Raw genomic sequence first — 24,048 nt, forward strand, 5'->3', positions numbered from 1 at the left:
GAGCAACAAATGTATCTTATGAGGCAACCGGCGAAGGGGAACCATGGAAGAGATCCGCATCGAGGCCAACGGGAACATCGGACCCATCGATTCCTCGCGCATTCCGCGCTTTGCCGGAGCGGCCACCTATGCGCGGCTGCCGCGCCTGGACCAGGTCGAGGCGGCGGGCATCAAGGTGGTCGGCGTGCCGTTCGACGCCGGCGTCTCCTACCGGCCCGGCGCCCGGTTCGGCTCCAACCATGTGCGTGAATCCTCGCGCCTGCTGCGGCCCTACAACCCGGCGATGGACATCTCCCCGTTCGAGAACGTCCAGGTCGCGGACGCCGGGGACATGGCGGTGAACCCGTTCAACATCGACGAGGCCATCGAGACCATCCAGCAGAACGCGCTGGACCTGACCGCCGACGGCTCCTCGCTGATGACCATCGGCGGGGACCACACCATCGCTTTGCCGCTGCTGCGTGCCGCCGCCGAGCGCGCCGGGGAGCCGGTGGCCATGCTGCACTTCGACGCCCACCTGGACACCTGGGACACCTACTTCGGCGCCGAATACACGCACGGGACCCCGTTCCGCCGGGCCGTGGAGGAGGGCATCCTCGACACCGAGGCCATCTCCCACGTCGGCACCCGCGGCCCGCTCTATGGCAAGAAGGACCTCGAGGACGACAAGCGCTTCGGGTTCGGGATCGTCACCTCCTCCGACGTCTACTATCAGGGGGTGGCCGAGGTGGTCGCCAAGCTGCGCGACAGGATCGGGAACCGCCCGCTGTACATCTCGGTGGACATCGACGTGCTGGACCCCGCGCACGCTCCCGGCACCGGAACCCCCGAGGCCGGCGGCATCACCAGCCGCGAACTGCTGGAGATCCTGCGTGGCATGCGCGGGATGAACCTGATCGGCGCCGATCTGGTCGAGGTGGCCCCCGCCTACGACCACGCGGAGATGACCGGTGTCGCCGGCTCCCACGTCGCCTACGACCTGGTCTCGCTCATGGCCGACCGGCGCACCGCCGGGCAGGGGGCCTGATGTCCGCCCCCGCTCCGGCACCGTCGGCGCCGCGCAACGGCGGCGACCTGGCCATCGAGACGCTCTCGGCCCTCGGGGCGCGCACCGTGTTCGGGATCCCGGGCCAGCACGCCCTGGGGTTGTTCGACGCGCTCTCGCGCTCGGACCTGCACTTCGTCTCCTCCCGGGTGGAGAACAACTCGGCGTTCGCCGCCGACGGCTACGCCCGGGCCACCGGCGAGGTCGGTGTCCTGTTCCTCTCCACCGGCCCCGGGGCGCTGACCTCGCTGGCCGGACTGCAGGAGGCCTACGCCACCGGTGTGCCGATGGTCGTGCTGGCCAGCCAGATCCCGTTGGACGGGCTCGGTGCCCGGCGCAAGGGCATGCTGCACCAGCTCGATGACCAGAAGGCATCCGCGGCCAACGTCACCAAATCCCAGCGTACCGTCCACCACGCCTCCGGCATCCCCTCGGCCATCCAGGACGCCTGGGCCGACGCGATCACCGTGCCGCAGGGTCCGGTCTGGGTCGAGGTGCCCCAGGACATCCTGCTCGCCGAGGTGTTCGTCCCGCCAGTGGTCGACGCGCTCGCCGAGGCGTACGAGCACCCGCCGCGGGTGGAACTCATCGAGGAGGCCGTGCGCTGGCTGGGCCAGGCCCGCCGCCCCGCGATCGTGGCCGGCGGAGGTGTCCGCCGGGCGGGCGCCCAGGCCGAGCTGCTGCGGGTGGCCGAACAGCTGCGCGCCCCGGTGATCTGCTCACCCGGCGGCAATGGGGCGTTCCCGTGGGAGCACCCGCTGAGCTTGCAGTCGTGGGTCGAGGACCGGCACACCACCGAGGTGCTCGAGGACGCCGACGTGCTGATCGTCATCGGTTCGGCGTTGGGGGAGGTCACCTCCAACTACTTCACCCTCACCCCGCGCGGGCGCATGATCCAGATCGACGCCGAACCCCGCGTGCTCGAATCCAACAGCCCCGCACTGGGCATCCGGGCCGATGCCCGCGTGGCACTGGAATTCCTCTCCGACGCGTTGGATGCCCACCGGGCCCAGGACGACGCCGGTGCCCCGGACTGGCACGGGAAGTCGCCCGAACAGGTGGTCGCCGAGACGCTGCACCAGGTCACCGCCCGGCTGGACGCGCAGGACCTGGCCAAGGAACGCCAGTTCATGGAGGACATCCGGGCGGCGGTCCCGGACACCATGCAGACCTACTGGGACATGACGATCGCCGCCTACTGGGGCTGGAGCTGCTGGGACTCCCGCGACGGGGAGTTCCATTCGGCCCAGGGCGCCGGCGGGCTCGGGTATGGGTTCCCGGCGGCCATCGGCGGGGCCGTGGGCCTGGCCGTGGCCGGCAAGACCGGGACCGAGGGGCGTGTGCTCGCCGTCTCCGGCGACGGGTCCTCGATGTACTCGATCGCCGAACTCGCCACCGCGAAGCAGCATCAGGCTGCCGTGACCTGGCTGATCGTCGATGACGGCGGCTATGGCATCCTGCGCGAGTACATGGAGGGTGCGTTCGGCAAGGCGACGGCCACCGAGCTGGCCCGTCCCGACTTCGTGGCGTTGGCCGAATCGTTCGGCATCCCGGCACGCGCCGTGGCACCGCAGGACATCAAGACGGCGCTGGAAGAGTCCTTCGCCGCCGACGGTCCCAACGTGGTGGTCGTGCAGACGCTGCTGAAGATGTTCGCCCCCACCCACCTGGGCTGACGGGCGCGGCGGCGCTCAGTGGTCCGTGCCGTCGGCGCGGACCACCAGGACCGGGCAATGCGCCCGGGAGATGCAGGCCGAGCTGACCGAACCGAGCAGCAAACCGCCGAACCCGCCGCGTCCGCGACGGCCGACGATCAGCAGGTCCGCCGCACGGCTGGCCTCGATGAGGGCGGGCCGCGGATTGCCGCGGAGCAACCTGACGCTGAGGTGTCCGGGCACCTCGGGGCCAAAGGCGGTGGCGAGTGCCTCGTCGACGGTCTGCCGGACACGCTCCTCGAAATCGTCGATCCCCTGGACCTGGTATTCGGCCAGGATGGGCGGGGTGTCCCAACAAGCCGTCGCCTCGATGCGGGCGTTCAAGGGGCCGGCGATGCGCTCGGCCTGGCGCAGTGCCTCGACCGAGGAAGGGGACCCGTCGACCCCGACGATGAACAGCTTCTGCTCGTCCTGTCCCATGGGGTACCTGGTCCTCTCGCCGCCAACGGGTGGTGACCTACATCATAGCCGTGGATTCTGGCGGGCCCCGGTTCGGGCATCGACCGAGATGCCCAGCAGCAGCACCAACCCGGCGATGACCGCGGCGGCGGATGCCGCCACCGGTGTGATCGCCAGGCCGGCGGCCAACCCCAGCAAGCCGACGACGGCGAGGGCCGCTCCCAGGCGGGCGAAGACGGGGGCGCCGAAGGCCCGTGCATAGGGCAGGAAGTGCACCCCCACGGCCAGGACGATGACCGCAGGTTGCACCGATACCCGATCGAGGCCCGTCAGGATCCGGGAGCCCACGAACATGATGGCGAACATGCCGGCAAGGCCCGCCAGGTAGATCCACCCCGCAGAGCGTCCCGGGCGGGGAGGAGCGGGAAGCGCCCGCCGGGCCAGCAGTACCGTCCAACACCACACGGCCAGGGACACGCCGCCGGCAATGCCTGCCAGCGTCTTCCACGGCGCCGGCAATGCCGGTGCATTGGCCGTCACGAACACCGTGCCGCCGACGGCGCCGATGACCGCGCCGACGAATGCGGGATGGCCGGGGCGCGAGATGCCGCGTGGAGCCGGCTTGCGGCTGGTTTCGAGGGTGTGGTCCATGCCTCCACGCTAGGGGCCCGTGGAAGCCCTCGACAGTGACATCCGTCAGGGATATGCCATGACGTTGCGCCGTCGCGGAGCGAAGGGCCAGTGCCTACCGCAGCACGACCGTGCGGTTCTCCAGCAGGAACACGCGTCCTTGGCAATGCCATTTCACCGCATTGGAGAGCGCCTTGCATTCGGTATCGCGGCCCGCTGCCACCAGATCGGACGGGGAGAACGTGTGGTCCACGTTCTGGACCTGCTGGGAGATGATCGGCCCCTCGTCCAGCTCGCTGTTGACGTAGTGCGCGGTGGCGCCCACGGTCTTCACCCCGCGGGCATGGGCCTGGTGGTAGGGCTTGGCGCCCTTGAAGGAGGGCAGGAACGAGTGGTGGATGTTGATCGTCTTGCCGGTGAGCTGGCGGCTGAGCTCGTCGGAGAGGATCTGCATGTAGCGGGCCAGGACCACCAGTTCCACGTCGTAGTCGTCCATGAGTTCCAGCAGCCGGGCCTCCGCCGCGGGTTTGGTGTCCGGGGTGACCGGGACGTGGTGGAAATCGATGCCGTGCCACTCCACCAGTGACTGGTGGTCTGTGTGGTTGGAGACCACGGCGACGATGTCGATCGGCAGCTCGCCCATGCGGGAGCGGTAGAGCAGGTCGTTGAGGCAATGCCCGAACTTGGACACCATGACCAGCACGCGCCGCTTTTCGGTCGATGGGCGCAGGGTCCATTGCATCTCGTGCTCGTCGGCGAGCGGGGCAAAGGCATCGCGCAGGCGCTGCAGTTCCTCGGCGGCATCGTCGGCGACCAAGTGGAAGTCCTCACCCGGGCGGGAGACGAAGTGGATGCGCATGAAGAACCGGCTGGAACCGAAATCGTCGAACTGGCGCAGTTCGTGGATGTCCCCGCCATGTTCGAGCAGGTACCCGGAGACCGCATGGACGATCCCGGGACGCTCGGGGCAGTCCAGGCTCAGGACGAATTCGTGGGCAGGGGATTCGGTGGCCGGTGCCATGGTTCCTACTTTCTGGGGTGATGACGGGGCACTGCGCCGGTGGTTTGGCCCTTCGAAAGCGGGCGGCACCACCGGTGATCAGCATTCGATGACATTCACGGCGAGTCCGCCGCGCGAGGTTTCCTTGTACTTGTCCTTCATATCAGCGCCGGTTTGGCGCATCGTCTCGATGGCCTGGTCTAGGGTGACGCGGTGTTCGCCGTCGCCATGACGGGCCAGCCGTGCCGCGTTGATGGCCTTGACCGAGGCGATGGCGTTGCGCTCGATGCACGGAATCTGCACGAGACCCCCGACTGGATCGCAGGTCAAGCCCAGATTATGTTCGATCCCGATTTCCGCGGCATTTTCAACCTGCGTTGGCGTGCCCCCCAAAACGGCGCAGATCCCGGCGGCTGCCATTGAACAAGCAGACCCGACTTCCCCCTGGCACCCGACTTCGGCACCGGAGATCGAGGCGTTCTCCTTGAACAGGATCCCGATGGCCGCGGCGGTGAGCAGGAAGGTGACGATGCCGTCGTCGTCGGCCCCGTCGATGAACCGTGCATAGAAGTGCAGGACAGCCGGGATGATGCCTGCGGCCCCGTTGGTGGGCGCCGTGACGATGCGTCCACCGGAGGCGTTCTCCTCGTTCACGGCCAGGGCATAGAGGTTCACCCATTCCATCGCCCACAGGGGGTCGGTGGGCTCGGCGCCCCCGGTACGAACCGTCGCTTCCTGGGCTCGCAGTTTCTGGCGTAGTTCCGGTGCCCGACGGCGGACCTTCAACCCACCGGGAAGGACGGCTTCGGTGCGGGTGCAGCCGTTTTCCACACATTCCTGCATTACTGACCAGATGTGCAGGAGGGCGGCGCGTGTTTCGGCCTCGGGCCGCCACGAGTTCTCGTTGGCCATCATCAGCTCCGCGATGGACAGGCCCGTGGCCCGACACGCGGCGAGGAGTTCGCCGCCGGTGGTGAACGGATGAGGCAACGGCGTTTCGTCGGAGACCAGTTGGTCGGCTTCGGCGGAGACCTCGTCGACCACGAACCCACCGCCGATTGAGTAGTAGGTGCTCTGCCGGATCGTCGAACCGTCCGCCCCGAAGGCCTCGAACACCATGCCGTTGGGGTGGGCAGGCAACGATTTGCGCCGGTGCAGCACCACATCGCGTTCATCGTTGAACTCGATGTCGGCGCCACCGTCCAAAGGCAGCCTGCCCTCGCGGATGCAGGAGGCGACCAGTTCGCCTGCGGTGCCGGTGTCGACAGTCGCCGGATCGTGGCCGGCCAGGCCGAGGATGACGGCCTGGTCGGAATGGTGTCCGATGCCCGTGGCCCCCAGCGATCCGAAGAGCTCCGCCTTGACCCGGGTGACCGAGCCGAGCAGGGCGTCCGCGGACAGCCCGGCGGTGAACCGCCGGGCCGCCCGCATGGGACCGACCGTGTGGGAGGAGGACGGGCCTATCCCCACCGAGAACAGGTCCAGTGCGCTCAGTGCCATCAGGCCACCTCGGCCGCCGCGAACTCGGCCATGGCGTCGAGCAGCCAGTGTGCTGCATAGTCGGCGAAGGAGGCCCGGGGCAGGATCCGGTAGGTGTCCTCCGTCGTCTTCCACAGCAGCACGGGCACCGGGCCGAGCGCGGTGGAGACCGCGTGGCCGGGGCCGAACGCCGAGGGGTGCAGGTCGTAGTGGCACCCCTTCTCGAGGACGGCCCGGGCCGAGGGGCCCGAGAGCTCCAGGGTGGTCCGGTTCGCCGACAGGTCGATGACCGATCCGGGCAGCGCATCCTCCCCGGTTCCCAGGACCGCGGCAAGTGCCGTCGCATCGACGCTGTCCGGCGTGCCGATGAGCAGGAAATCGTCGGGAGCCAGCCACGCGATGGCCCGCTCCTCGGTCCCGCTGACCTGGCCGACGCGCTGAGGCAGGCTGGTGCCCAGCGCTGCTTCCAGGGCCTGTGCCGACGGCGAGCCGGCTTCGGCGCGCAGGCCGATCTGGGTCAGGAACGGCAGTTCGCGCAGCGTGACGCCGCGGTCACCGGAAACGGAACCGGCTGCCATCTGCTCGGCGAGGTAGCCGACCGGGCTGGTGCGCAGGGCAGCGACCTCCTGGTTCACGGCGGGTGCTTGCAGGGTGTTCTCAGCCATCGCGACGGCTCCCTTCAGGGTCGTAGAGGACGGGGGACGTGATTTCGACATCGATGAGCTGGCCGTCCAGGGGCGACTGGACGATCTCGCCGATGCGGTTGCGGCCGTTTTCGACGAGGGCCAGACCGAAGGTCCGTCCCAGGGCCGGGCTGCGGTAGCTGGAGGTGACGTGGCCCTCCATGGGCACCGGTCCATCCTGCGGGGTGATCGGGGTCCCGGCGTTCACCAGCTGGGCGCCCTCGGGCAACAGGGTGGTCTTGTCCACCGGGAGCACCCCGACGAGGTGCTTGCGGTCCTCGCGGGCCGTGTCGTCACGGGTGAAGGAGCGGTTCCCGATGAAGTCCTTGAGCTTGGAAACCACCCAGTCCATGCCGGCGTCCTGCGGGGTCACCGTGCCGTCGGTGTCCTGGCCGACGATGATGAACCCCTTCTCGGCGCGCAGCACGTGCATGGTCTCGGTGCCGTAGGGGGTGATGTTGAATTCGGCGCCGGCGGCGGCGACGTCCTCCCACACCTTGAGCCCGTACCAGGCGGCCACGTTGATCTCGAAGGCGAGCTCTCCGGAGAAGGAGATGCGGCAGATCCGTGCCGGGATCCCGCTGGCCAGCGTGGTCTCGCGGAAGGCCATGAACTTGAACGCGTCGTTGGACAGGTCCAGCTCCGGGGCCAGCTTCTCCAGGACGGCACGGGACTTCGGCCCGACGACGGCGACCGTGGAGTACTGCTCGGTCACCGAGGTGCACACCACGTCCAGTTCCGGCCATTCGGTCTGCAGCCATTCCTCCAGCCAGTCCAGGACCTTGGCCGCGCCGCCGGTGGTGGTGGTCATGAAGTAGCGGTCCTCTTCGAGCCGCAGGGTCACGCCGTCGTCGTAGATCATCCCGTCGGGGGTGCACATGACGCCGTAGCGGCCCATGCCCGGCTTGAGCTTCTTGAAGCCGTTGGTGTAGATCCGGTTCAGGAATTCGCCGGCGTCGCGCCCGCGGATCTCGATCTTGCCCAGCGTGGTCGCATCCATGAAGCCGACCGAATCGCGGGTGGCTGCGCATTCGCGCTGGACGGCCGTGTCCATGTCCTCGCCGGCCAGTGGGAAGTACCAGGGGCGCTTCCACTGCCCGACATCCTCGAACTCGGCGCCGTGGGCGACGTGCCAGGGGTGGATCGAGGTCAGGCGGGCCGGGTCGAGCATTTGCCCGCGCTGGCGTCCGGCCAGAGCGGCGAAGGAGACCGGCGTGTAGGGGGCACGGAAGGTGGTGGTGCCGATCTCGCCGAGCTCGTCGACGCCCAGGATGGCGGCAATGACGCCGATGGCGGCCACGCCGCTGGTCTTGCCCTGGTCGTTGGCGGTGCTGATCGAGGTGTAGCGCTTGATGTGTTCCACCGAGCGCATGCCGGCCCCGGTGGAGCGGACGATGTCCGCCACGGTCTGGTCGCGCTGCAGGTCCACGAAGTGGCTGTGCCATTCGCCGTCGGAGGCCTCGGTCGAGCGCACCAGCCACAGCGGGCGCGGCGCGGCGAGCTCGGCCGGCTGCGCGGAGGGGACGGTCACGGAGGCCGCCGTGCCGGTGGCCTTCACGGCGTCCGCACCGGCGGAGTGCCCCTCGGCCAGGCAGGCCGCGAGGTCGTAGGACCCGTTGACGGCACCCGCGGTCTGCAGGTTCCGCACCGGCTTGCCGGGCACGAACGCGGCGAGCTCGCGGTTCCAGGCCACCTTGCCCTGGCGCTGGCTGAACAGGTGCACGACGGGGCTCCAGCCGTTGGACACGGCCAGCAGGTCCGCGGTGAGGACCTCGGCGTCACCGGTGGCGTGGCCGTCCTCATCGAGGGAGGCCACGCTCACGGAGCTGACCCGGCCGCTGGCATCGGCGGCGGTGTCGACCACGGCCGAGCCGAGGATCGAGCGCACGCCGGTCGCGGCGAGCACCCGGGCGGCCTCGGCGGAAGCCTCGGTGCGGGAGTCGACGACGGCGGCGACCTCGACCCCGGCCGCCTGGAGGTCGGCGGCCGTGGCGTAGGCGGAGTCATTGGTGGTCGCGACCACGACGCGTGCACCGGCGGCGACACCGTAGCGGTTCAGGTAGCTGCGCACCGCGGAGGCGAGCATGACGCCGGGGCGGTCGTTGTTCGCGAACACCAGCGGGCGTTCGTGGGCACCGGTGGCCAGCACGACCTGCTTGGCGCGGATGTGCCAGATGCGCTCGCGGGACACCCCGGGGCCGGGATCGGCGGACAGGTGGTCGGTGCGTCGCTGGACGGCGATGAGGTAGTTCTCGTCGTAGGCGCCAAACGCTGTGGTGCGCGGCAGGTAGGTGAATTCCTCCGAGCCCTGCAGTTCCTTCGCGGTGCGTGCGGCCCACTGGGCGCCGGGGACGCCGTCGACCTGCTCGGTGCCGGCGGAGAGCAGGGATCCGCCGGGGGCGGGCTGCTCGTCGATGAGGATGGTGCGCACGCCGGACGCGGCCGCCTGGCGAGCAGCAGCCAGCCCGGCGGGGCCGGCCCCGACGACGACGACGTCGGCATGGACGTACTTGCGGTCGTAGTAGGCCTCGTCGCGGCGCGGGTCGAGCACGCCCAGCCCGCTGAGGTATGTCGCCGTCATGCCGTCCGTGACCTGGGTGGCGGTGGCCGGCAGCATGGACTCGTCGACCTGACCGGCAAAGCGGGACGCGACGGTGACCAGGGCGTTGGGCTCCTCGACGCCTGCCGCCAGGATACCGCGGGGGCGGTCCAGGTACAGGGAGTTGCCGCAGTCGATGCGGCCGGCCGCGAGGGCCGCCGAGGCGATGGTGTCGCCGGGGTGGGCCGCGATCTGCTGCCCGTCCAGGGTGAGGCTGATGCTCCGGGACCGGTCGATGCCGTGGCCCGGGGCCTGGCCGGCGTCCAGGCGTCCGGTCAGCTGTGCTGCAGGCTGCGCGGTGCTCATCGTGCTCCTCCTTCGGGGGCGTTCTGCTGTGCCTTGACCAGCTCGGGGGAGGCGACGTCCGGTCGCGGCTCGTCGAGCTGGTAGATGGCTTCGATTTCATAGGTGGCGGTGTCGCGCAGCGCGTTGAACCACTTGCGGCATCCGGCGGCGTGGTTCCATCGTTCGGCGAAGATGCCCTTGGGGTTGGTGCGGTAGAACAGGTAGCGCGACCACTCGCTGTCGGTCAGCGTCGAGGGGTCCTCGGGGTACGCGACATGCGCCTGGCCGCCATAGTGGTATTCGGTTTCATCGCGTGGCCCGCAGTTGGGGCATTCAATGAGCAGCATGGGGAGTCCTTCTCAGATGGGTGCTTAGTGGGCGACGGCTGCGGCGCCGTGCTCGTCGATCAGCTTTCCGGTTTCGAAGCGGTCCAGCGCGAACGGGGCGTTCAGCGGATGAGCCTCGCCGGTGGCGATGGTGTGGGCGAACGTGTAGCCGGCGCCCGGAGTGCCCTTGAAGCCGCCGGTGCCCCAGCCGCAGTTCACGAACATTCCCTCGATGGGGGTCGAGGAGACGATCGGGGAGGCGTCCATGGTGACATCGACGATCCCGCCCCAGGTCCGCAGGAGGTGTGCCCGCGAGAAGATCGGGAACAGCTCGACGGCGGCCGACATCTGTTCTTCGATCACATGGAACGCACCCCGCTGGCCGTAGCCGTTGTAGGGGTCGACGCCGGCGCCCATGACCAGCTCTCCCTTATGCGCCTGCGAGACGTAGACGTGGACGTGGTTGGACATGACGACCGTCGGGTGGACCGGCTCGAAGAGCTCTGAGACCAGGGCCTGCAGCGGGTGCGACTGGATCGGCAGGTCGAACCCGGCCATTTCTGCCAGCACCGATGAGTGCCCGGCACCGCACAGGCCGACCTTGTCGGTGAGGATGCGGCCCTGGCTGGTTTCCACGCCGACGACGCGGTTTCCGTCCTTGACGAAGCCGGTGACTTCGCAGTTCTGGATGATGTCCACGCCCATCTCGTCGCATTTGCGGGCGAAGGCCCAAGCGACATGGTCGTGCTTGGCAATGCCGGCGCGCGGCTGGTAGGTGGCGCCCATGACCGGGTATCGGATGTCGTCCCCGGTGTTGATGATCGGGCACAGCTCCTTGACTTGGTTCGGTTCCAGCCACTCGGCGTCCACGCCATTGAGGACGTTGGCGTTGACGCGGCGCTTGGATTCACGCACATCCTGCAGGGTGTGGGCCAGGTTCATCACCCCGCGCTGGGAGAACAGGAAGTCGTAGTCCAGTTCCTCGGGAAGCTGCTCCCAGAGCTTGAGGGAGTGCTCGTACATCCCGGCGCTCTCGTCCCACAGGTAGTTCGAGCGGATGATGGTGGTGTTGCGGGCCATGTTGCCGCCGGCCAGCCAGCCGCGTTCCAGGATGGCGATGTTCGTCATGCCGTGGTTCTTGGCCAGGTAGTAGGCGGTAGCCAGGCCATGGCCACCGCCGCCGACGATGACGGCGTCATAGGAGGGCTTCGGCTCGGCATTGCGCCACAGGAAGTCCGGGTGCTCGGGCAGGAGATCGGCCATGATCAGGCTCCAATCGTTGAAGAGAGGTGGGGGAGTTCGGGGTAGAGGGGGTGGGCGGTGGCCAGGGCAGAGACCCGGTCCGCCAGCGGGGCGAGCACCGACTCGTCGACCTCGCCCTCGGCAGTGCCGGCCACCAACGCCTCGGCGATGATGTCGGCAACATCGGAGAACGCGGCTTCGGAGAAACCACGCGTGGCCAACGCCGGGGTCCCGATCCGCAACCCCGACGTCACCATCGGAGGACGCGGATCAAACGGGACAGCGTTGCGGTTCACCGTGATCCCCACCCGGGCCAACAAGTCCTCGCCCTGCTGGCCATCGAGAACCGAATCACGCAGATCCACCAACACCAGGTGCACATCAGTGCCCCCGGTCAACACGCTGATCCCCCGCGCCGAGACATCCTCACCGGTCAGGCGTTCGGCCAGGATCCGCGCACCAGCCAGGGTACGGGTCTGGCGCTCGGCGAACTCCTGCGAGGCAGCGATCTTGAACGCGACGGCCTTGCCCGCGATCACATGCTCCAACGGCCCGCCTTGCTGTCCCGGGAACACCGCGGAATTGACCTTCTTGGCCACGTCGGCGTCGTTGGTCAGGATGATCCCGCCACGCGGGCCGGCCAACGTCTTATGCGTCGTGGACGACACCACATGCGCGTGCGGAACCGGTGAGGGGTGCAGTCCCGCAGCGACCAGGCCAGCGAAGTGGGCCATGTCCACGAACAGGTAGGCGCCGACCTCATCGGCGATCGCCCGGAACCGGGCGAAATCCAACTGCCGCGGGTACGCCGACCAGCCGGCAACGATCATCTTCGGCCGGTGCTCGCGCGCCAGCGCCGCCACCTGGTCCATATCGACCTCGTAGGAGGCCTCATCGACCCCATACGGGACGATGTTGTAGAGCCGACCGGAGAAATTGATCTTCATCCCGTGCGTCAGGTGCCCGCCATGGGCCAGGTTCAACCCCATCACGGTGTCACCGGGACGGATCAGCGCGTGCATCACCGACGCGTTGGCCTGCGCACCGGAGTGCGGCTGGACGTTCGCGAAACCGGCACCGAACAGGGCCTTGACCCGCTCGATCGCCAACGACTCGATCACGTCCACCTGCTCGCAGCCACCGTAGTAGCGCCGCCCCGGGTAGCCCTCGGCGTACTTGTTCGTCAGCACCGAGCCCTGGGCGGCCATCACTGCCTGCGCCGTGTGGTTCTCCGACGCGATCATCTCCAGGCCGTCCTGCTGGCGGGCCAGCTCGGCATCGATCCGCGAGGCGACCTCGGGATCGAGCTCGGCCAATGAAGCCGTCAGGGACGGAGCGGCCACGGGGCCAGCCTCCAAGGTGGGGTTCACCATCGGAATCCTCGATTTCTGTTGTCGCAAACTAATATATCAATCTCCCGGTTAGCGTATGATGGGAATCACACCCCGTCAATGGGTGGCACGAAATTCATTGGCGGCAACCGAGATGAACGCGTAGCAGTGAGGATCTAGCGTGACGATGACCAGTGTTGCCGCGGGCCAGGAGTCCCTGGCCGAACGCGCCTACCTGCAATTGAGGGATCGGCTGATCATGCTGGCGATCGCCCCCGGCGATCCCATCAACGAGGGCCTGCTGGCCGCCGAGCTGGACATCGGCAGGACGCCGATCCGTGAGGCACTCAAGCGGCTGGAGACCGACCACCTGGTGGTGTCCTACCCGCGGCGTGGCACCTTCGCCACCATCGTCGACATCACGGAACTCGCGGCGATCTCGGAAATGCGGCAACTGCTCGAACCCCTCGCCGCCCGCAAGGCCGCACTACATGCACCGGGTGCCCTGCGGCGGCACCTGGCGCAGACGGCGGCCGAGATCGAGGCGCTGGATGCCAGTCGCGAACGGAAAACACTGATGGAGTACGACCTTGAGGTGCACCGCTCGATCTACCGGGCGACGGAGAACCACCATCTGCAGGAGACCCTGGTGCGACTGGACAACCTGGCGACGCGGATTTGGTGTCTGGTTCTGGACCGTCTGCCTGGCGTCGTCGAGCATATCCACGAGCACGCAGAGCTGCTGCACGCTATCGTCGACGGCGACGCAGACCGGGCCGAACGGTTGGCCTCCGAGCACGTGGCACATTTCGAGGCATCCGTGCGGGCGATCCTCTAACCGGCTGCGAATCGCGCATCTCCGCCTTGCCTCAAGTCAATGTGCTCGCGAACGTTTTGCGCGTGCCTCGACTAATTTGCTCGCGAAACTCCTGGGGCGCCGCGGTGGGTGCGGAGCATGGCGCGGGTGATCAACTGGTTCTGGATAGCGTTGATCTCCCGCGTGATCGCCGCGGGGTTGAGTCCATGGTCGATCCTCGCCAGTTCCCGCGCACGGCCGGCATCGAGGGCATGTTGTCAAGCCCCGGGTTTGATGGAGATCAATTTGGTTGGAAATTGATGCTGGTCACGGCGCGTTGGCCGAGGCGTTGAATCGTTCGTATTCGACCGGCGGGACGTGGCCGAGTTCGCCGTGCATACGCCCGAAGTCTTACCAATCGACCCACTCGGCGACGGCGACCTCGAGATGGTTCATATCCCGCCACGGACCCTTGTTCCGGACCAGCTCGGGCTTGAAGAATGAGTTGAGGCCTCGGCCATGGCGTTGTCGTAGCTATCGCCCTTGGAGCCCACGGACGCCACCGCGTCTTCGGCCTCGAGCCGCTCGGCGTATTTGATTGCCCGATACTGCACCCCGCGATCTGAATGGTGAGTGAGGCCGTTCAGATCGGTGCCGTCCTTGGCCCGGGTCCAGATCCCCATCTCCAGGGCATCCAGCGCCAGTTCGGTGTAGAGGCGGGTGGAGACCTGCCCGCCAACGATGCGGCGGGAGAAGACATCGAGCACGAAGGCCGCATACACCCAGCCGGCGAACGAGCGGATGTAGGTGATATCCGCGACCCAGGGCCGGTTCGCTGCCGGAGCTGTGAACCGACGTTCCATCAGGTCCGCGGGACGCCCGGTCTCCGGGGCTGGGTTCGTGCTCCGTGGCCCCTTGTCCATCGTGACGCCGCGCAGCCCTCCTGCGCGCTTCAGCCGCTCCACGGTGCACCGTACCGCCGGAATCCCCTGTCGACGCAGCTCCGCATCGACCTTCTGCGCCCCATGGACGCCGTAGTTCGCCCCGTGGACCTGCCGGACGACGGGGGGCAGCCCGGTATCGCGGATGCTGCGGTCCGAGGGAGGTCTGGTGCAGCGGGCGTAGTCGGTGCTCGGGGCGAACTGCAGCACCCTGCAGGTCGGCTCGACCGCGTGTTCATCGCAGTGTTCGTCGATGAACGCGCACATCACCTCGACGGGCGATCGAGCTCCGCCGTGAAAATAGCCGAGATCTGGCGCAGGATCGTGTTGGCCCGCCGCAACTCGCGCACCTCGCGTTCAAGGTCGGCCAGTCGGGTGGCGTCGTCGGTGGTGGTGACGGGACGGAGACCCTCGCCGGTTTCGGCGCGTTGGACCCGGTTGCGCAGCGCCTCGGGATTGACGCCGAGTTGCTCTCCGATGCGCCGGTAGGTGCCGGTCTAGGTGGCCACGTCTCGGCGGGCCTCGACGGCCATTCTCGTGGCCCACTCTTTCAGCTCCGCGGGGTCCTTAGATTTTGCTGGCATGAGAGCCATCCTTCCGGGTCATCGATCTCTCCATCAAACCCGGTGCGCTTCAGTCGCGGCCGACATGGACAGCCATTGCTCGCGGACCATGTCATCAAGGAGACCTGGCCGCGTCCCGAGTTCGGCGAACCAGGCAAACCGCTCGAGCGCGTCGTCCGTGACGGCGGCCAGCTATTTCCCACAGGGCTCGCCCTCGAGGGCCCAGGACCGTTCCAGGTTCCGGCACGCGGCCAGGCTGTCATTCCGTGCACGGTCTTTGAAGGCGGATGCCAGTCCTGCTGTCCGGCTGGCGGTGGACAGCAGCTGCCGGAACGCATCAGCCCAGCTCCAGTCCATCGCTGAGCACAGCCTGTCGAGCGTCGCCGACTTCTGTTCTTTGGTCTCATCGGCCGTGGCCTTGGGCGTGGCTCGCGTGATTTCACGTCGTGCGCCCATCGATATCTCCTGCTTCATCAACCCAGCACACCGGGTTGCCCATTCGATGACCGGAGCTTCGCGAGTAGACCCAAATGAGGCACGCGGCCCGTGCGGCGGGCATCCACCGCGAGTCTCCGCGAAGGGGTTGACAGTGACGCTCGCCACAAATATTGTGAACGCAACAGTGTTGCAACCAGTGCAACTCCAAACTTCTTTGGTGGTCCCTCATGAATCATGAAAAAACACCCGGAATGCACGGCGAGCCGTCGCGGCCACCGCAAGTACTGGCGCACCAGCACGAAACTCCTTCTGTGCCGCGGGCGTCCTTCAGTGGTGGCCCGGGTGAGGACACCCCGGCAACCATTCGGAAGACGCGCAACAAGGTCGTCGCGGCGAGTTTCATCGGCAACTTCGTGGAATGGTTCGACTACGCCGTCTACGGCTACTTGGCGGTTACCATCACGAGCGTCTTCTTCCCGGAATCCGATAAGCAGACCGGCCTGCTGCTGACCTTCGGCCTCTTCGCCGTCTCTTTCTTCGTCCGCCCGTTGGGTGGATTCATCTGGGGCCACCTCGGTGACAAGCTCGGGCGGCGGACCGCGCTGTCTTGGTCGATCCTGATCATGTCCGCAGCCACGTTCTGTATCGCCCTTATCCCCGGATACGACACCATTGGCCTGGGCGCTCCGATCCTGCTGCTGGTCATCCGCGTCATCCAGGGATTTTCGGCCTCGGGTGAATACGCCGGCGCAGCGGCCTTCCTGGTCGAATACGCCCCACCGAAGCGCCGCGGCCTGTATGCCGCGGTCGTCCCGGCCAGCACAGCCGCAGGCCTGCTGCTGGGCTCCCTGCTGGCCGCCCTGCTCACCGGTCTGCTCTCGACCGAGCAGATGCACGACTGGGGATGGCGCCTGCCGTTCCTGCTCGCCGCCCCGATGGGCCTGATCGGACGCTATATTCGGACCCGGCTCGAAGACTCCCCGGCGTTCCGGGCCTTGGAGGCCGAGGACGCGACGGATTCGACTCCGATCAAGGACCTCTTTCGTGACCACTGGCGCCAACTGATCCAGGCGGTCGGCGCCGTGCTGCTCAATGCCGTGGGTTTCTACATGCTGCTCAGCTACATGCCCACTTACCTTTCCACCGAGGTCGGGCTCGACGAATCGGCTTCCTACCTCGCCACCACGGTGGCACTGGTGACGTATATCGGCTTCATCTTTGTGATGGGCATCCTCTCCGACAAACTCGGGCGGAGGAAGGTGCTGATGACCGCATCGATTCTCTTCGTGGTTCTCACCGTGCCGCTCTTCATGTTGCTGGACACCGGAAGCTTCCTGGTGATCGTGCTGGTACAGATCGCGCTTGGCGCGATGCTGACCCTCAATGACGGAACGCTGCCCAGCTTCCTGGCCGAAATGTTTCCCACCCGGGTCCGTTACACCGGCTTTGCCGTCAGCTTCAACCTCTCCAACGCCATTTTCGGCGGAACGGCGCCCTTCGTGGCAACTTTCCTCATCGGATTCACGGGCAGCGATCTTGCCCCGGCCTGGTATCTCATGGGCGCAGCCGTCATTGCCCTGGTCGCCGTTGCCTTCTCCGCAGAGACCAGCAAGCAACCGCTCAAGTAGCGGCCCCCACACCTCCTAGCGAAACCACCAAGTAACAAGACAAAGGAGTCCATTGTGACCACCGAAGCAACCCCCGCAACGTCCGTTTCCTCCCTTGAGCGCCTCAAGACGCTGCACAACGGGCAGAAGCAGCCGCTGACCTTCTCCGACAGCGAGTTCGAGCGCCGCCTGGCCGGCCTGCGCCAGATCATGGCGGTCAAGGGCCTGGATGCCGTGATCCTGAATAGCTACCACGGCATCAAGTACTACTCCGATTTCCTGTTCACCACGTTCGGGCGCAACTACGCGCTGGTCGTCACGCAGAACGAGTCGGTGACCGTCACCGCGAACATCGATGCCGGGATGCCGTGGCGCACCAGCTACGGCGACAACATCGTCTACACCGACTGGAAGCGCGACAACTTCTACTTCGGGCTGCAGGAGGCCGTGAAGCGCGCCGGAGTGTCCCCGCGCCGCATCGGAGTCGAGGATGACTTCTTGCCGCTGATGACCCGCCAGCGGATCCAGGATGCCTTCCAGGGCGCCGAGCTGCTCGATGTCTCTCAGGACGCCATGCGCCAGCGCATGATCAAGTCCGCCGAGGAGATCGAGGTCATCAAGCACGGTGCGCGCATCGGCGACCTGGGTGGCGAGGCCATCAAGGCTGCCATCCGCGAGGGCATCACCGAATACGAGGTCGCCCTGATCGGCACCGAGGCCATGGTCCACGAGATCGCCAAGACGTTCCCGGACCAGGAGGTCCGCGACACCTGGGTGTGGTTCCAGTCCGGCATCAACACCGATGGCGCCCACAACTGGGCGACCACCCGCAGGCTGCAGCGCGGTGACATCCTGTCGCTGAACTGCTTCCCGATGACCTCCGGCTACTACACGGCCCTGGAGCGCACCTTGTTCCTGGGCGAGCCGGATGAGCGTTCGCTGGAGCTGTGGAACGTCAACGTCGAGGTCCACCGCCGTGGCCTGGAGCTGATCAAGCCCGGCGCGGTCTGCAAGGACATCGCCGCGGAGCTGAACCAGATCTTCATCGACCGCGGGCTGCTGGCGAACCGGACGTTTGGCTACGGCCACTCCTTCGGGGTGCTCTCGCACTACTACGGCCGCGAAGCGGGCCTGGAGCTGCGCGAGGACATCGACACGGTGCTGGAACCGGGCATGGTGGTTTCCATGGAGCCGATGATCACCGTGATGGATGGCGAGCCCGGGGCCGGTGGCTACCGCGAGCACGATATCCTCGTGGTGGGCGAGAACGGTGCCGAGAACATCACCAAGTTCGGCTTCGGCCCGGAAAACAACATCATCCCCTGCTAACAACACGGGAAACGGGGACCTGAGGGTTCCGGTGCCGGTGGCAGGCAGCAGGCCCGCCGCCGGCACCCTGGTCTCGAAGGGACGGATCCAGATGACAAGCCAGACACGCGAGACCGCCAGCGCGGAGCCACGCGGCACCTCCGTCATCGTCAACGTCATCGACGTCCTGCGCTGCTTCACCGTGGACGAGCCGTTGCTCGGGGTCACCGAGATCGCCGCCACGGTCGGGCTGCACAAGTCCAGCATCTCGCGCATCCTCTCCACGCTGGAGCAGGAGCGCATCGTCGAACGCGATGACGCGTCACGCAAATTCCGCCTGGGCATGGGGCTCATCGCCGTGGCCGGCCCCCTGCTGGCCAACCTCGACGTCCGCCGCATCGCGTATCCGACCCTGCAGGAGCTGGCCGAAACCACGGGGGAGACGGCGGCGCTGAACATCTGGGACGGCAGCGAATCGGTGTCGGTGGAACAGATCCCCAGCCGCAAGCAGGTCAAGCACACCTCCCCGATCGGCAGCCGATACGCCACGCCCCTGAGCGCCTCGGTCCAGGTGTTCCTCGCCCGGGAGCCCGAATCGAGGGTCAGAGAGCTGTTGGGCCAGTCAGGGCTCGGACAGGATCCCGCCGGGCCCCAAGATGCCGGGGACTACCTGCGCCGCCTCGAGGAGGTCCGGCGCGAGGGGTATGCCCGCAATTTCGGCGAGACCTCCCCCGAAGAGGTCGGCGTCGCCGCCCCGATCGTGGGCCATCGCGGGGAAGTGGTCGCAGCCCTGATGCTGGCTGCCCCGCTGTACCGCGTGAACGACCGCAGGGTCGCCGAGCTCGGCGCCGCGTGCCGCCAAGCAGCGGCCCGCGTCAGCCGGCGCCTCGGGGGACAGCCCGACTAGCGCACCTCCTCACTACCGGCAGCAGAAGGCAGGACACCACACATGGCCATGGAACAGCGCGGAGAACGCGCCTTCGACTACACCATGCACGACGGCGCCGCCCCCATCCGCGTCCAGCACCACTTCGTGGACGAGCTGGGCATGGCCGTGAACATCCAGACCTGGGAATTGCCGGTCGGCGGCACCGAGGGCATGCACCGCCACGACGGCGAGCAGCCGCTGCAGGAGTTCTACCAGGTGCTCTGCGGGCGTGCCCTGATGCACCTGGAGGGACGGGAGCTGCACCTGGAACCGGGGGATTGCGTGCTGGCCCCGGCCGGTGCCGACCACGACGTGGTCAACGACGGCGATGAAACCCTGCGGCTGATCACCGTGTGGGGCCCTCCCGGCACGATGGACACCACGGGCTTCGGAAGCGTCGAACGGGCGCGCGGGCTCGCGTCCGCCCGGACGCCCGGCCCGGGCACAGCCCCGCCGGCGCTGTAGCGCCCACCCCCGGGTCTTGCCAGGGCCGGGCCATGGTGCTGAAGTGAGGGGAACGGTACCCCACGGAGAGGCGGACGGCGATGGCCGGGGAGATTTCATTTATCGAGTTCGGTGCAGGGAACGCCGGGGACGGAGCGCGCTTCTACGCCGCGCTCTTCGGCTGGGGTATCCAGCCCGGACCGAGCGGGGCGGAGAACGGCTACCAGATCGACATCGCCGGAACACCCGCAGGCATCCATTCCGGTGACCCCGGGGCCGCGCCCTACGTGTTCTTCGCCGTTGAGCAGATGCAAGCCGCCTGCGAGCGCGTGGTGGAGCTCGGTGGCATCGTCGAACCCCTGGATCTCAACGGCAGTGAAGACCAGCAGGAAGAGCACGGACTGTTCACCCTGTGCCGGGACCAGCAGGGGTCCCCGTTCGGATTGCACCAGCGTCCAGTCGGCTGAATCCACAGCCCGACAGCCTTGACGCGGACCCGTGGGCGTGTGGCGGGAGTCACGGTCGGGCTACGCTGGCCGCATGACAGAGCATAGTGATCAGCAGTTCGACCTCATCGTCGTCGGGGCCGGCCTGTCCGGCTTGGTGGCAGCCACCGAAGCGACCGACGCCGGACGCAGGGTCTTGCTGATCGACCAGGAACCGCAGGCAAACCTCGGCGCGCAGGCGTGGTGGAGCTTCGGCGGCCTGTTCCTGGTGGACAGCCCCGAACAACGCCGGCTGGGAATCCACGACTCGGTGGACCTGGCGCTACGCGACTGGCACGACACCGCCGGCTTCGACCGCCCCGAGGACCACTGGCCCCGGAAATGGGCCGAGGCCTACGTGAACTGGGCCGCCGGCGAAAAACGTGCCTGGCTGCACGGGCTCGGCGTCCGCCTGTTCCCCGTGGTCGGCTGGGCCGAACGTGGCGGCTACGGCGCGAGCGGTCCGGGAAATTCCGTTCCGCGCTTCCACATCACCTGGGGCACCGGGCCCGGAATCGTCGAGCCCTTCGCCAACAAGGCACTGGCCGCCGTGGCTTCCGGCGCGCTGACGGTGCGTTGGCGGCACCGGCTCGATGAGCTGCTGCTCGACGCAGGTGCCGTCTCCGGGGTACGCGGCACGGTGCTGGCCAATTCGACGGCGGCCCGCGGCGAACCCAGCAACCGTGATCAGGTGGGGGAGTTCGAGTACCGGGCATCCGCCGTCGTGCTGTGTACCGGGGGCATTGGCGGGAACCCGGAGAAGGTGAGGGCCGCGTGGCCGGCCCGGTTGGGTGACCCGCCGCAGCGGATGATCGCCGGGGTCCCGGCGCATGTGGACGGGCGTGGGCTGGACATCGGCGCTGCGGCCGGCGGGCACCTGGTCAACGGCGATCGGATGTGGCATTACACCGAGGGCATCATCAACCATGGCCCGGTGTGGGAGAACCACGGGATCCGGATCCTGCCCGGCCCCAGTTCCCTGTGGCTGGACGCGACGGGCCGGCGGCTGCCGACTCCGCTGTGGCCGGGCTTCGACACGTTGGGGACGCTCGAGCACCTGCGCGGGACCGGTCATGACCATTCATGGTTCATCCTCAACCGGCGGATCATCGGCAAGGAGTTCGCGCTCTCCGGCTCCGAACAGAACCCGGATTTGACCGGCAAGGACATCCGCGCGGTGCTGCGCCGGGCGGTGACGGCGGTGCCTGGACCCGTGCAGGCGTTCCTGGACCGCGGGGAGGACTTCGTCCAGGCCGACACGGTGGCCGAGCTGGTGGCCGGGATGAATCGGCTGGAGGGGCACAACCTGTTGGATGCTGAACAGATCGAGGCCGAAGTCGCAGCGCGTGACGCAGAGGCCGCCAACGGCTTCAGCAAGGATCCGCAGCAGATGGCCATCCAATCGGCACGCAGCTATGTCGGTGACAAGCTGATCCGCACGGTCGCGCCACACCGGCTGCTGGACCCGAAGGCCGGCCCGCTGATCGCTGTGCGGCTGCATATCCTCACCCGCAAGTCGCTCGGCGGGCTGGAGACCGACCTGGACTCGCGCGTACTCGGGGCCGGGGGAGCGCCGGTGCTTGGCCTGTATGCCGCGGGGGAGGCCGCTGGATTCGGCGGAGGAGGCGTCCACGGCTACCGCGCGCTGGAAGGCACGTTCTTGGGCGGCTGCCTCTTCAGCGGGCGGGCTGCCGGACGGGCTGCGGCGGCGGACTCCGCCGCTTGAGATGTTTGCGGCCGGACCCGATGCGCAAGGTATCGGGCCCGGCCGGCTCGACCGATCAGTGGGGACCAGCTGCAAGACCGAGTGCCCCTTGCGACGCTATCTGCTCTGCAGGTCAGGCTCCACATCGCCGTCGGCTGCGGGGGCTACGGCCGGACCGCCTCCAACATCAGAGCCCCAGGGCTGGTCGTCCGGTGCAGCGACCGCGGTTTCCCCCGCTGGGTGGACCGGGGGCGGGTTGATGTCCGTGACGATCGATTGCTCGGTCGTCATCAAGCTGAAGTGCTCGCCTGCATGCCGGTCGATTCCGTCATCCACCGCTTGTTCCAGGACTTCGAGCGCGACCTTTCCCCGCAGGACCAGGGGATCCTTGCTGAGATCCCGCCAGATCGCCACGCACAGCAGCAGCATCACGAGCACGAAGGGGAGCGCCGAGACAATGGTGATGTTCTTCAACCCGTTCAGGGCGGCAGCCGGATGATCCCCACCGGCGAGCAACATGACGGCGGCCACCGCACCCACCGAGGTCCCCCAGAAAATCACCGACTTCTTCGTGGGCTCTTCGGCACCTCTTTCACTCAGGGCGCCCATCACGATGGACGCAGAATCGGCGCCGGTGACGAAGAAGATCGCGATCAACACCACTGTCAGCACCGTGAGCGCGGTCGAGAACCAGGAGGGGAAGGACAGGCCGTTCAACAACTCGAAGAGCACTGAGTCGAAATTGATGTTCGGGGCGCCGTCCACCATCTGGACCAGTGCCCGTCCCATGTCCCCGCCACGTTCAGCCTGTTCCTGCAAGCCGATGGCTCCGCCGCCGAAGATTGCGAACCAAATCAGCGTGACAGCCGAGGGGACCAGCAAGACCCCGGTGACGAATTGGCGGATGCTTCGGCCACGGGAGATGCGGGCGATGAAGAGCCCGACAAACGGACTCCAGGACACCCACCACGCCCAGTAGAAGATGGTCCACGAGGAGAGCCAGGAGGCCATCGAATCATCCCCCGAAGATGCGGTACGCGAGGCCATTTCCGGCAGGTCGCTGATGAATGACCCCACTGCATTGGGAATCACATTCAAAATGAAGAGGGTGGGACCGCCGATGAACACGACCAGGGCGAGGAGCACAGCGAGGACCATGTTGATGTTGGAGAGCCATTGGATGCCGCGTTCGATTCCGGAAACCGCCGAGGCAACGAACAGGGCGGTCAAGATCGCAATGATCAGCACCAGCACACTGGAGCCGACCTGTGGCAGGATTCCGGCCGACTGGATTCCACCACCGATTTGCAGGGCACCAAGTCCCAGGGAACACGCTGATCCGAAAAGCGTTGCCAGAATGGCCAGGATGTTGATGGTCTTCCCGCCCCAGCCGTGGACTGCGCGTTCACCGAAGATCGAGGTGAACATCGAGGAAAACAACTGTGGGCGCCCCAAACGAAAACTTCCATAGGCCATGCCCAGGCCGACGATCGCGTACATGGCCCAGGGAAAGAGGGTCCAATGAAAGAGCGTCGTTCCCATGGCCGTTCCCACTGCCGCCGCGCTTTGGCCGTCAACCGTTCCGGGCGGCGGCGACATGTAGAAGAACAACGGTTCCCCCACGCCGTAGAAGACGAGTCCAATGCCCATGCCGGTAGCAAACATCATGGAGATCCACGAAACGGTGCTGAACTGCGGCTTTTCGCCGTCCTTGCCCAGCGGGATGCGCCCAAAGCTCTTGGCCGCCACCACTAGGACGAAAATGGTGAAAACGGTGGCGGCGATCACGAAGATCCAGCCGGTGTTCGTGATGACCCAATCCAGGGCATGATCGGCGACGTTGCCCAGACCGGTGGGGGACGCGAATCCCCAGACGATGAAGGCCAGTGTCATGAGTCCGGCAATCCCGAAGACCCAGTAGTCGGTCCCCGAAGCGTGGTTTCTTCTCGGTCTTCGCCGCCGAGCTGAATGCAGTTCGGTGACGAGATCCGGTCCGGGCTGGTCCTTGTTTTTCACTGCTGTTCCTTGGGTTGATGGACACGTCGCAGGAGGGGAGTGCGACGTCTGATGGGCCTACCCGAGGGCAGCACAAAATCTGG

The 24,048-nt window shown here is 67.1% G+C and carries 22 protein-coding genes and 1 other annotated feature; of the genes, 9 read left to right on the top strand and 13 right to left on the bottom strand.

Annotated elements, in window-relative coordinates:
• Positions 1-43 precede the first annotated feature (43 nt).
• Together speB and ABD088_RS09835 are read left to right on the top strand one after the other, a co-directional pair.
• Positions 44-1,027, top strand: coding sequence for an agmatinase (speB, locus tag ABD088_RS09830; RefSeq protein ID WP_343901752.1), 984 nt, complete (start codon positions 44-46; stop codon positions 1,025-1,027).
• On the top strand, positions 1,027-2,721 hold the full coding sequence (locus ABD088_RS09835; protein ID WP_343901753.1) for a thiamine pyrophosphate-binding protein: 1,695 nt from the start codon (positions 1,027-1,029) through the stop codon (positions 2,719-2,721). Before speB ends, ABD088_RS09835 begins: the two co-directional genes overlap by 1 nt.
• Before the next feature lie 15 nt (positions 2,722-2,736).
• Here the strand turns inward: ABD088_RS09835 and ABD088_RS09840 are convergent, their stop codons facing one another.
• From ABD088_RS09840 to glyA, 9 genes are all read right to left on the bottom strand, one after another.
• Positions 2,737-3,180 (bottom strand): universal stress protein, encoded by a 444-nt coding sequence (locus ABD088_RS09840; protein WP_343901754.1) that lies wholly within the window; start codon positions 3,178-3,180, stop codon positions 2,737-2,739.
• A 42-nt stretch (positions 3,181-3,222) separates the two neighbouring features.
• Positions 3,223-3,810 (bottom strand): hypothetical protein, encoded by a 588-nt coding sequence (locus ABD088_RS09845; RefSeq protein ID WP_343901755.1) that lies wholly within the window; start codon positions 3,808-3,810, stop codon positions 3,223-3,225.
• Between the two features lie 94 nt (positions 3,811-3,904).
• Complete coding sequence (gene purU / locus ABD088_RS09850; RefSeq protein WP_343901756.1) at positions 3,905-4,810, bottom strand: formyltetrahydrofolate deformylase; 906 nt, start codon at positions 4,808-4,810, stop codon at positions 3,905-3,907.
• Between the two features lie 78 nt (positions 4,811-4,888).
• A complete protein-coding gene (locus ABD088_RS09855; RefSeq protein WP_343901757.1) occupies positions 4,889-6,289 on the bottom strand; it encodes an L-serine ammonia-lyase in 1,401 nt (466 codons plus the stop codon).
• Positions 6,289-6,933 carry a sarcosine oxidase subunit gamma gene (locus ABD088_RS09860; protein WP_343901758.1) on the bottom strand — a complete coding sequence of 215 codons (645 nt, stop codon included), beginning with the start codon at positions 6,931-6,933 and terminating at the stop codon, positions 6,289-6,291. The genes ABD088_RS09855 and ABD088_RS09860 overlap by 1 nt, the downstream gene beginning before the upstream one ends.
• The gene (locus ABD088_RS09865; RefSeq protein WP_343901759.1) at positions 6,926-9,856 is read right to left on the bottom strand and encodes a sarcosine oxidase subunit alpha family protein; all 2,931 of its coding nucleotides are present in this window, start codon (positions 9,854-9,856) and stop codon (positions 6,926-6,928) included. The genes ABD088_RS09860 and ABD088_RS09865 overlap by 8 nt, the downstream gene beginning before the upstream one ends.
• Positions 9,853-10,182 (bottom strand): sarcosine oxidase subunit delta, encoded by a 330-nt coding sequence (locus tag ABD088_RS09870; protein ID WP_343901760.1) that lies wholly within the window; start codon positions 10,180-10,182, stop codon positions 9,853-9,855. Before ABD088_RS09870 ends, ABD088_RS09865 begins: the two co-directional genes overlap by 4 nt.
• Positions 10,183-10,206: 24 nt before the next feature.
• Positions 10,207-11,424 (bottom strand): sarcosine oxidase subunit beta family protein, encoded by a 1,218-nt coding sequence (locus ABD088_RS09875; protein ID WP_343901761.1) that lies wholly within the window; start codon positions 11,422-11,424, stop codon positions 10,207-10,209.
• A gap of 2 nt (positions 11,425-11,426) precedes the next feature.
• Positions 11,427-12,776, bottom strand: coding sequence for a serine hydroxymethyltransferase (gene glyA / locus ABD088_RS09880; RefSeq protein WP_343901762.1), 1,350 nt, complete (start codon positions 12,774-12,776; stop codon positions 11,427-11,429).
• A gap of 145 nt (positions 12,777-12,921) precedes the next feature.
• On the opposite strand from glyA, the gene ABD088_RS09885 reads away from it, so the two are divergent.
• A complete protein-coding gene (locus ABD088_RS09885) occupies positions 12,922-13,572 on the top strand; it encodes a GntR family transcriptional regulator (protein ID WP_343901920.1) in 651 nt (216 codons plus the stop codon).
• A gap of 410 nt (positions 13,573-13,982) precedes the next feature.
• Here the strand turns inward: ABD088_RS09885 and ABD088_RS09890 are convergent, their stop codons facing one another.
• The 3 genes from ABD088_RS09890 to ABD088_RS09895 all read right to left on the bottom strand — a co-directional run bounded on the left by ABD088_RS09890 (position 13,983) and on the right by ABD088_RS09895 (position 15,508).
• A complete protein-coding gene (locus ABD088_RS09890) occupies positions 13,983-14,738 on the bottom strand; it encodes an IS3 family transposase (RefSeq protein WP_343901763.1) in 756 nt (251 codons plus the stop codon).
• Positions 14,664-14,777 (bottom strand) — a sequence feature (AL1L pseudoknot). It overlaps the preceding gene by 75 nt.
• A complete protein-coding gene (locus ABD088_RS17260; RefSeq protein WP_372711096.1) occupies positions 14,738-14,950 on the bottom strand; it encodes a transposase in 213 nt (70 codons plus the stop codon). It overlaps the preceding feature by 40 nt. Before ABD088_RS17260 ends, ABD088_RS09890 begins: the two co-directional genes overlap by 1 nt.
• A 276-nt stretch (positions 14,951-15,226) precedes the next feature.
• The gene (locus ABD088_RS09895; protein ID WP_343901764.1) at positions 15,227-15,508 is read right to left on the bottom strand and encodes a hypothetical protein; all 282 of its coding nucleotides are present in this window, start codon (positions 15,506-15,508) and stop codon (positions 15,227-15,229) included.
• Positions 15,509-15,723: 215 nt separating this feature from the next.
• Here ABD088_RS09895 and ABD088_RS09900 point away from each other — a divergent pair, with 215 nt between their 5' ends.
• The 6 genes from ABD088_RS09900 (at position 15,724) to ABD088_RS09925 (ending at position 21,970) form a co-directional block, all read left to right on the top strand.
• Entirely contained in the window at positions 15,724-17,100 is a 1,377-nt protein-coding gene (locus tag ABD088_RS09900; RefSeq protein WP_372711098.1) for an MFS transporter, read from the top strand.
• Between the two features lie 54 nt (positions 17,101-17,154).
• A complete protein-coding gene (locus ABD088_RS09905; protein ID WP_343901766.1) occupies positions 17,155-18,408 on the top strand; it encodes a M24 family metallopeptidase in 1,254 nt (417 codons plus the stop codon).
• 91 nt (positions 18,409-18,499) lie between these two features.
• Positions 18,500-19,294 (top strand): IclR family transcriptional regulator, encoded by a 795-nt coding sequence (locus ABD088_RS09910; protein WP_343901767.1) that lies wholly within the window; start codon positions 18,500-18,502, stop codon positions 19,292-19,294.
• Between the two features lie 42 nt (positions 19,295-19,336).
• The gene (locus ABD088_RS09915; protein WP_343901768.1) at positions 19,337-19,780 is read left to right on the top strand and encodes a cupin domain-containing protein; all 444 of its coding nucleotides are present in this window, start codon (positions 19,337-19,339) and stop codon (positions 19,778-19,780) included.
• An 80-nt stretch (positions 19,781-19,860) separates the two neighbouring features.
• On the top strand, positions 19,861-20,226 hold the full coding sequence (locus ABD088_RS09920; protein WP_343901769.1) for a VOC family protein: 366 nt from the start codon (positions 19,861-19,863) through the stop codon (positions 20,224-20,226).
• A gap of 73 nt (positions 20,227-20,299) precedes the next feature.
• On the top strand, positions 20,300-21,970 hold the full coding sequence (locus ABD088_RS09925; RefSeq protein ID WP_343901770.1) for an FAD-binding dehydrogenase: 1,671 nt from the start codon (positions 20,300-20,302) through the stop codon (positions 21,968-21,970).
• 96 nt (positions 21,971-22,066) lie between these two features.
• On the opposite strand, the gene ABD088_RS09930 is transcribed toward ABD088_RS09925, so the two are convergent.
• Positions 22,067-23,965, bottom strand: coding sequence for a BCCT family transporter (locus ABD088_RS09930; protein ID WP_343901771.1), 1,899 nt, complete (start codon positions 23,963-23,965; stop codon positions 22,067-22,069).
• Positions 23,966-24,048: the final 83 nt, after the last annotated feature.

This window comes from Arthrobacter rhombi, assembly GCF_039526245.1.
In the GTDB taxonomy this organism is placed as follows: Bacteria; Actinomycetota; Actinomycetes; order Actinomycetales; family Micrococcaceae; genus Arthrobacter_H; species Arthrobacter_H rhombi.

Bases quoted from the DNA above. Each gene is read 5' to 3' on its own strand.
- ABD088_RS09885 (WP_343901920.1), top strand. From the start codon at position 12,922: ATGACCAGTGTTGCCGCGGGCCAGGAGTCCCTGGCCGAACGCGCCTAC.
- ABD088_RS09925 (WP_343901770.1), top strand. From the start codon at position 20,300: ATGACAGAGCATAGTGATCAGCAGTTCGACCTCATCGTCGTCGGGGCC.
- ABD088_RS09840 (WP_343901754.1), bottom strand. From the start codon at position 3,180: ATGGGACAGGACGAGCAGAAGCTGTTCATCGTCGGGGTCGACGGGTCC.
- ABD088_RS09875 (WP_343901761.1), bottom strand. From the start codon at position 11,424: ATGGCCGATCTCCTGCCCGAGCACCCGGACTTCCTGTGGCGCAATGCC.
- ABD088_RS09870 (WP_343901760.1), bottom strand. From the start codon at position 10,182: ATGCTGCTCATTGAATGCCCCAACTGCGGGCCACGCGATGAAACCGAA.
- ABD088_RS09915 (WP_343901768.1), top strand. From the start codon at position 19,337: ATGGCCATGGAACAGCGCGGAGAACGCGCCTTCGACTACACCATGCAC.
- ABD088_RS09890 (WP_343901763.1), bottom strand. From the start codon at position 14,738: ATGTGCGCGTTCATCGACGAACACTGCGATGAACACGCGGTCGAGCCG.
- ABD088_RS09845 (WP_343901755.1), bottom strand. From the start codon at position 3,810: ATGGACCACACCCTCGAAACCAGCCGCAAGCCGGCTCCACGCGGCATC.
- purU (WP_343901756.1), bottom strand. From the start codon at position 4,810: ATGGCACCGGCCACCGAATCCCCTGCCCACGAATTCGTCCTGAGCCTG.
- ABD088_RS09920 (WP_343901769.1), top strand. From the start codon at position 19,861: ATGGCCGGGGAGATTTCATTTATCGAGTTCGGTGCAGGGAACGCCGGG.
- ABD088_RS09860 (WP_343901758.1), bottom strand. From the start codon at position 6,933: ATGGCTGAGAACACCCTGCAAGCACCCGCCGTGAACCAGGAGGTCGCT.
- ABD088_RS09910 (WP_343901767.1), top strand. From the start codon at position 18,500: ATGACAAGCCAGACACGCGAGACCGCCAGCGCGGAGCCACGCGGCACC.
- ABD088_RS09855 (WP_343901757.1), bottom strand. From the start codon at position 6,289: ATGGCACTGAGCGCACTGGACCTGTTCTCGGTGGGGATAGGCCCGTCC.
- speB (WP_343901752.1), top strand. From the start codon at position 44: ATGGAAGAGATCCGCATCGAGGCCAACGGGAACATCGGACCCATCGAT.
- ABD088_RS09900 (WP_372711098.1), top strand. From the start codon at position 15,724: ATGCACGGCGAGCCGTCGCGGCCACCGCAAGTACTGGCGCACCAGCAC.
- ABD088_RS09895 (WP_343901764.1), bottom strand. From the start codon at position 15,508: ATGAAGCAGGAGATATCGATGGGCGCACGACGTGAAATCACGCGAGCC.
- glyA (WP_343901762.1), bottom strand. From the start codon at position 12,776: ATGGTGAACCCCACCTTGGAGGCTGGCCCCGTGGCCGCTCCGTCCCTG.
- ABD088_RS09865 (WP_343901759.1), bottom strand. From the start codon at position 9,856: ATGAGCACCGCGCAGCCTGCAGCACAGCTGACCGGACGCCTGGACGCC.
- ABD088_RS09835 (WP_343901753.1), top strand. From the start codon at position 1,027: ATGTCCGCCCCCGCTCCGGCACCGTCGGCGCCGCGCAACGGCGGCGAC.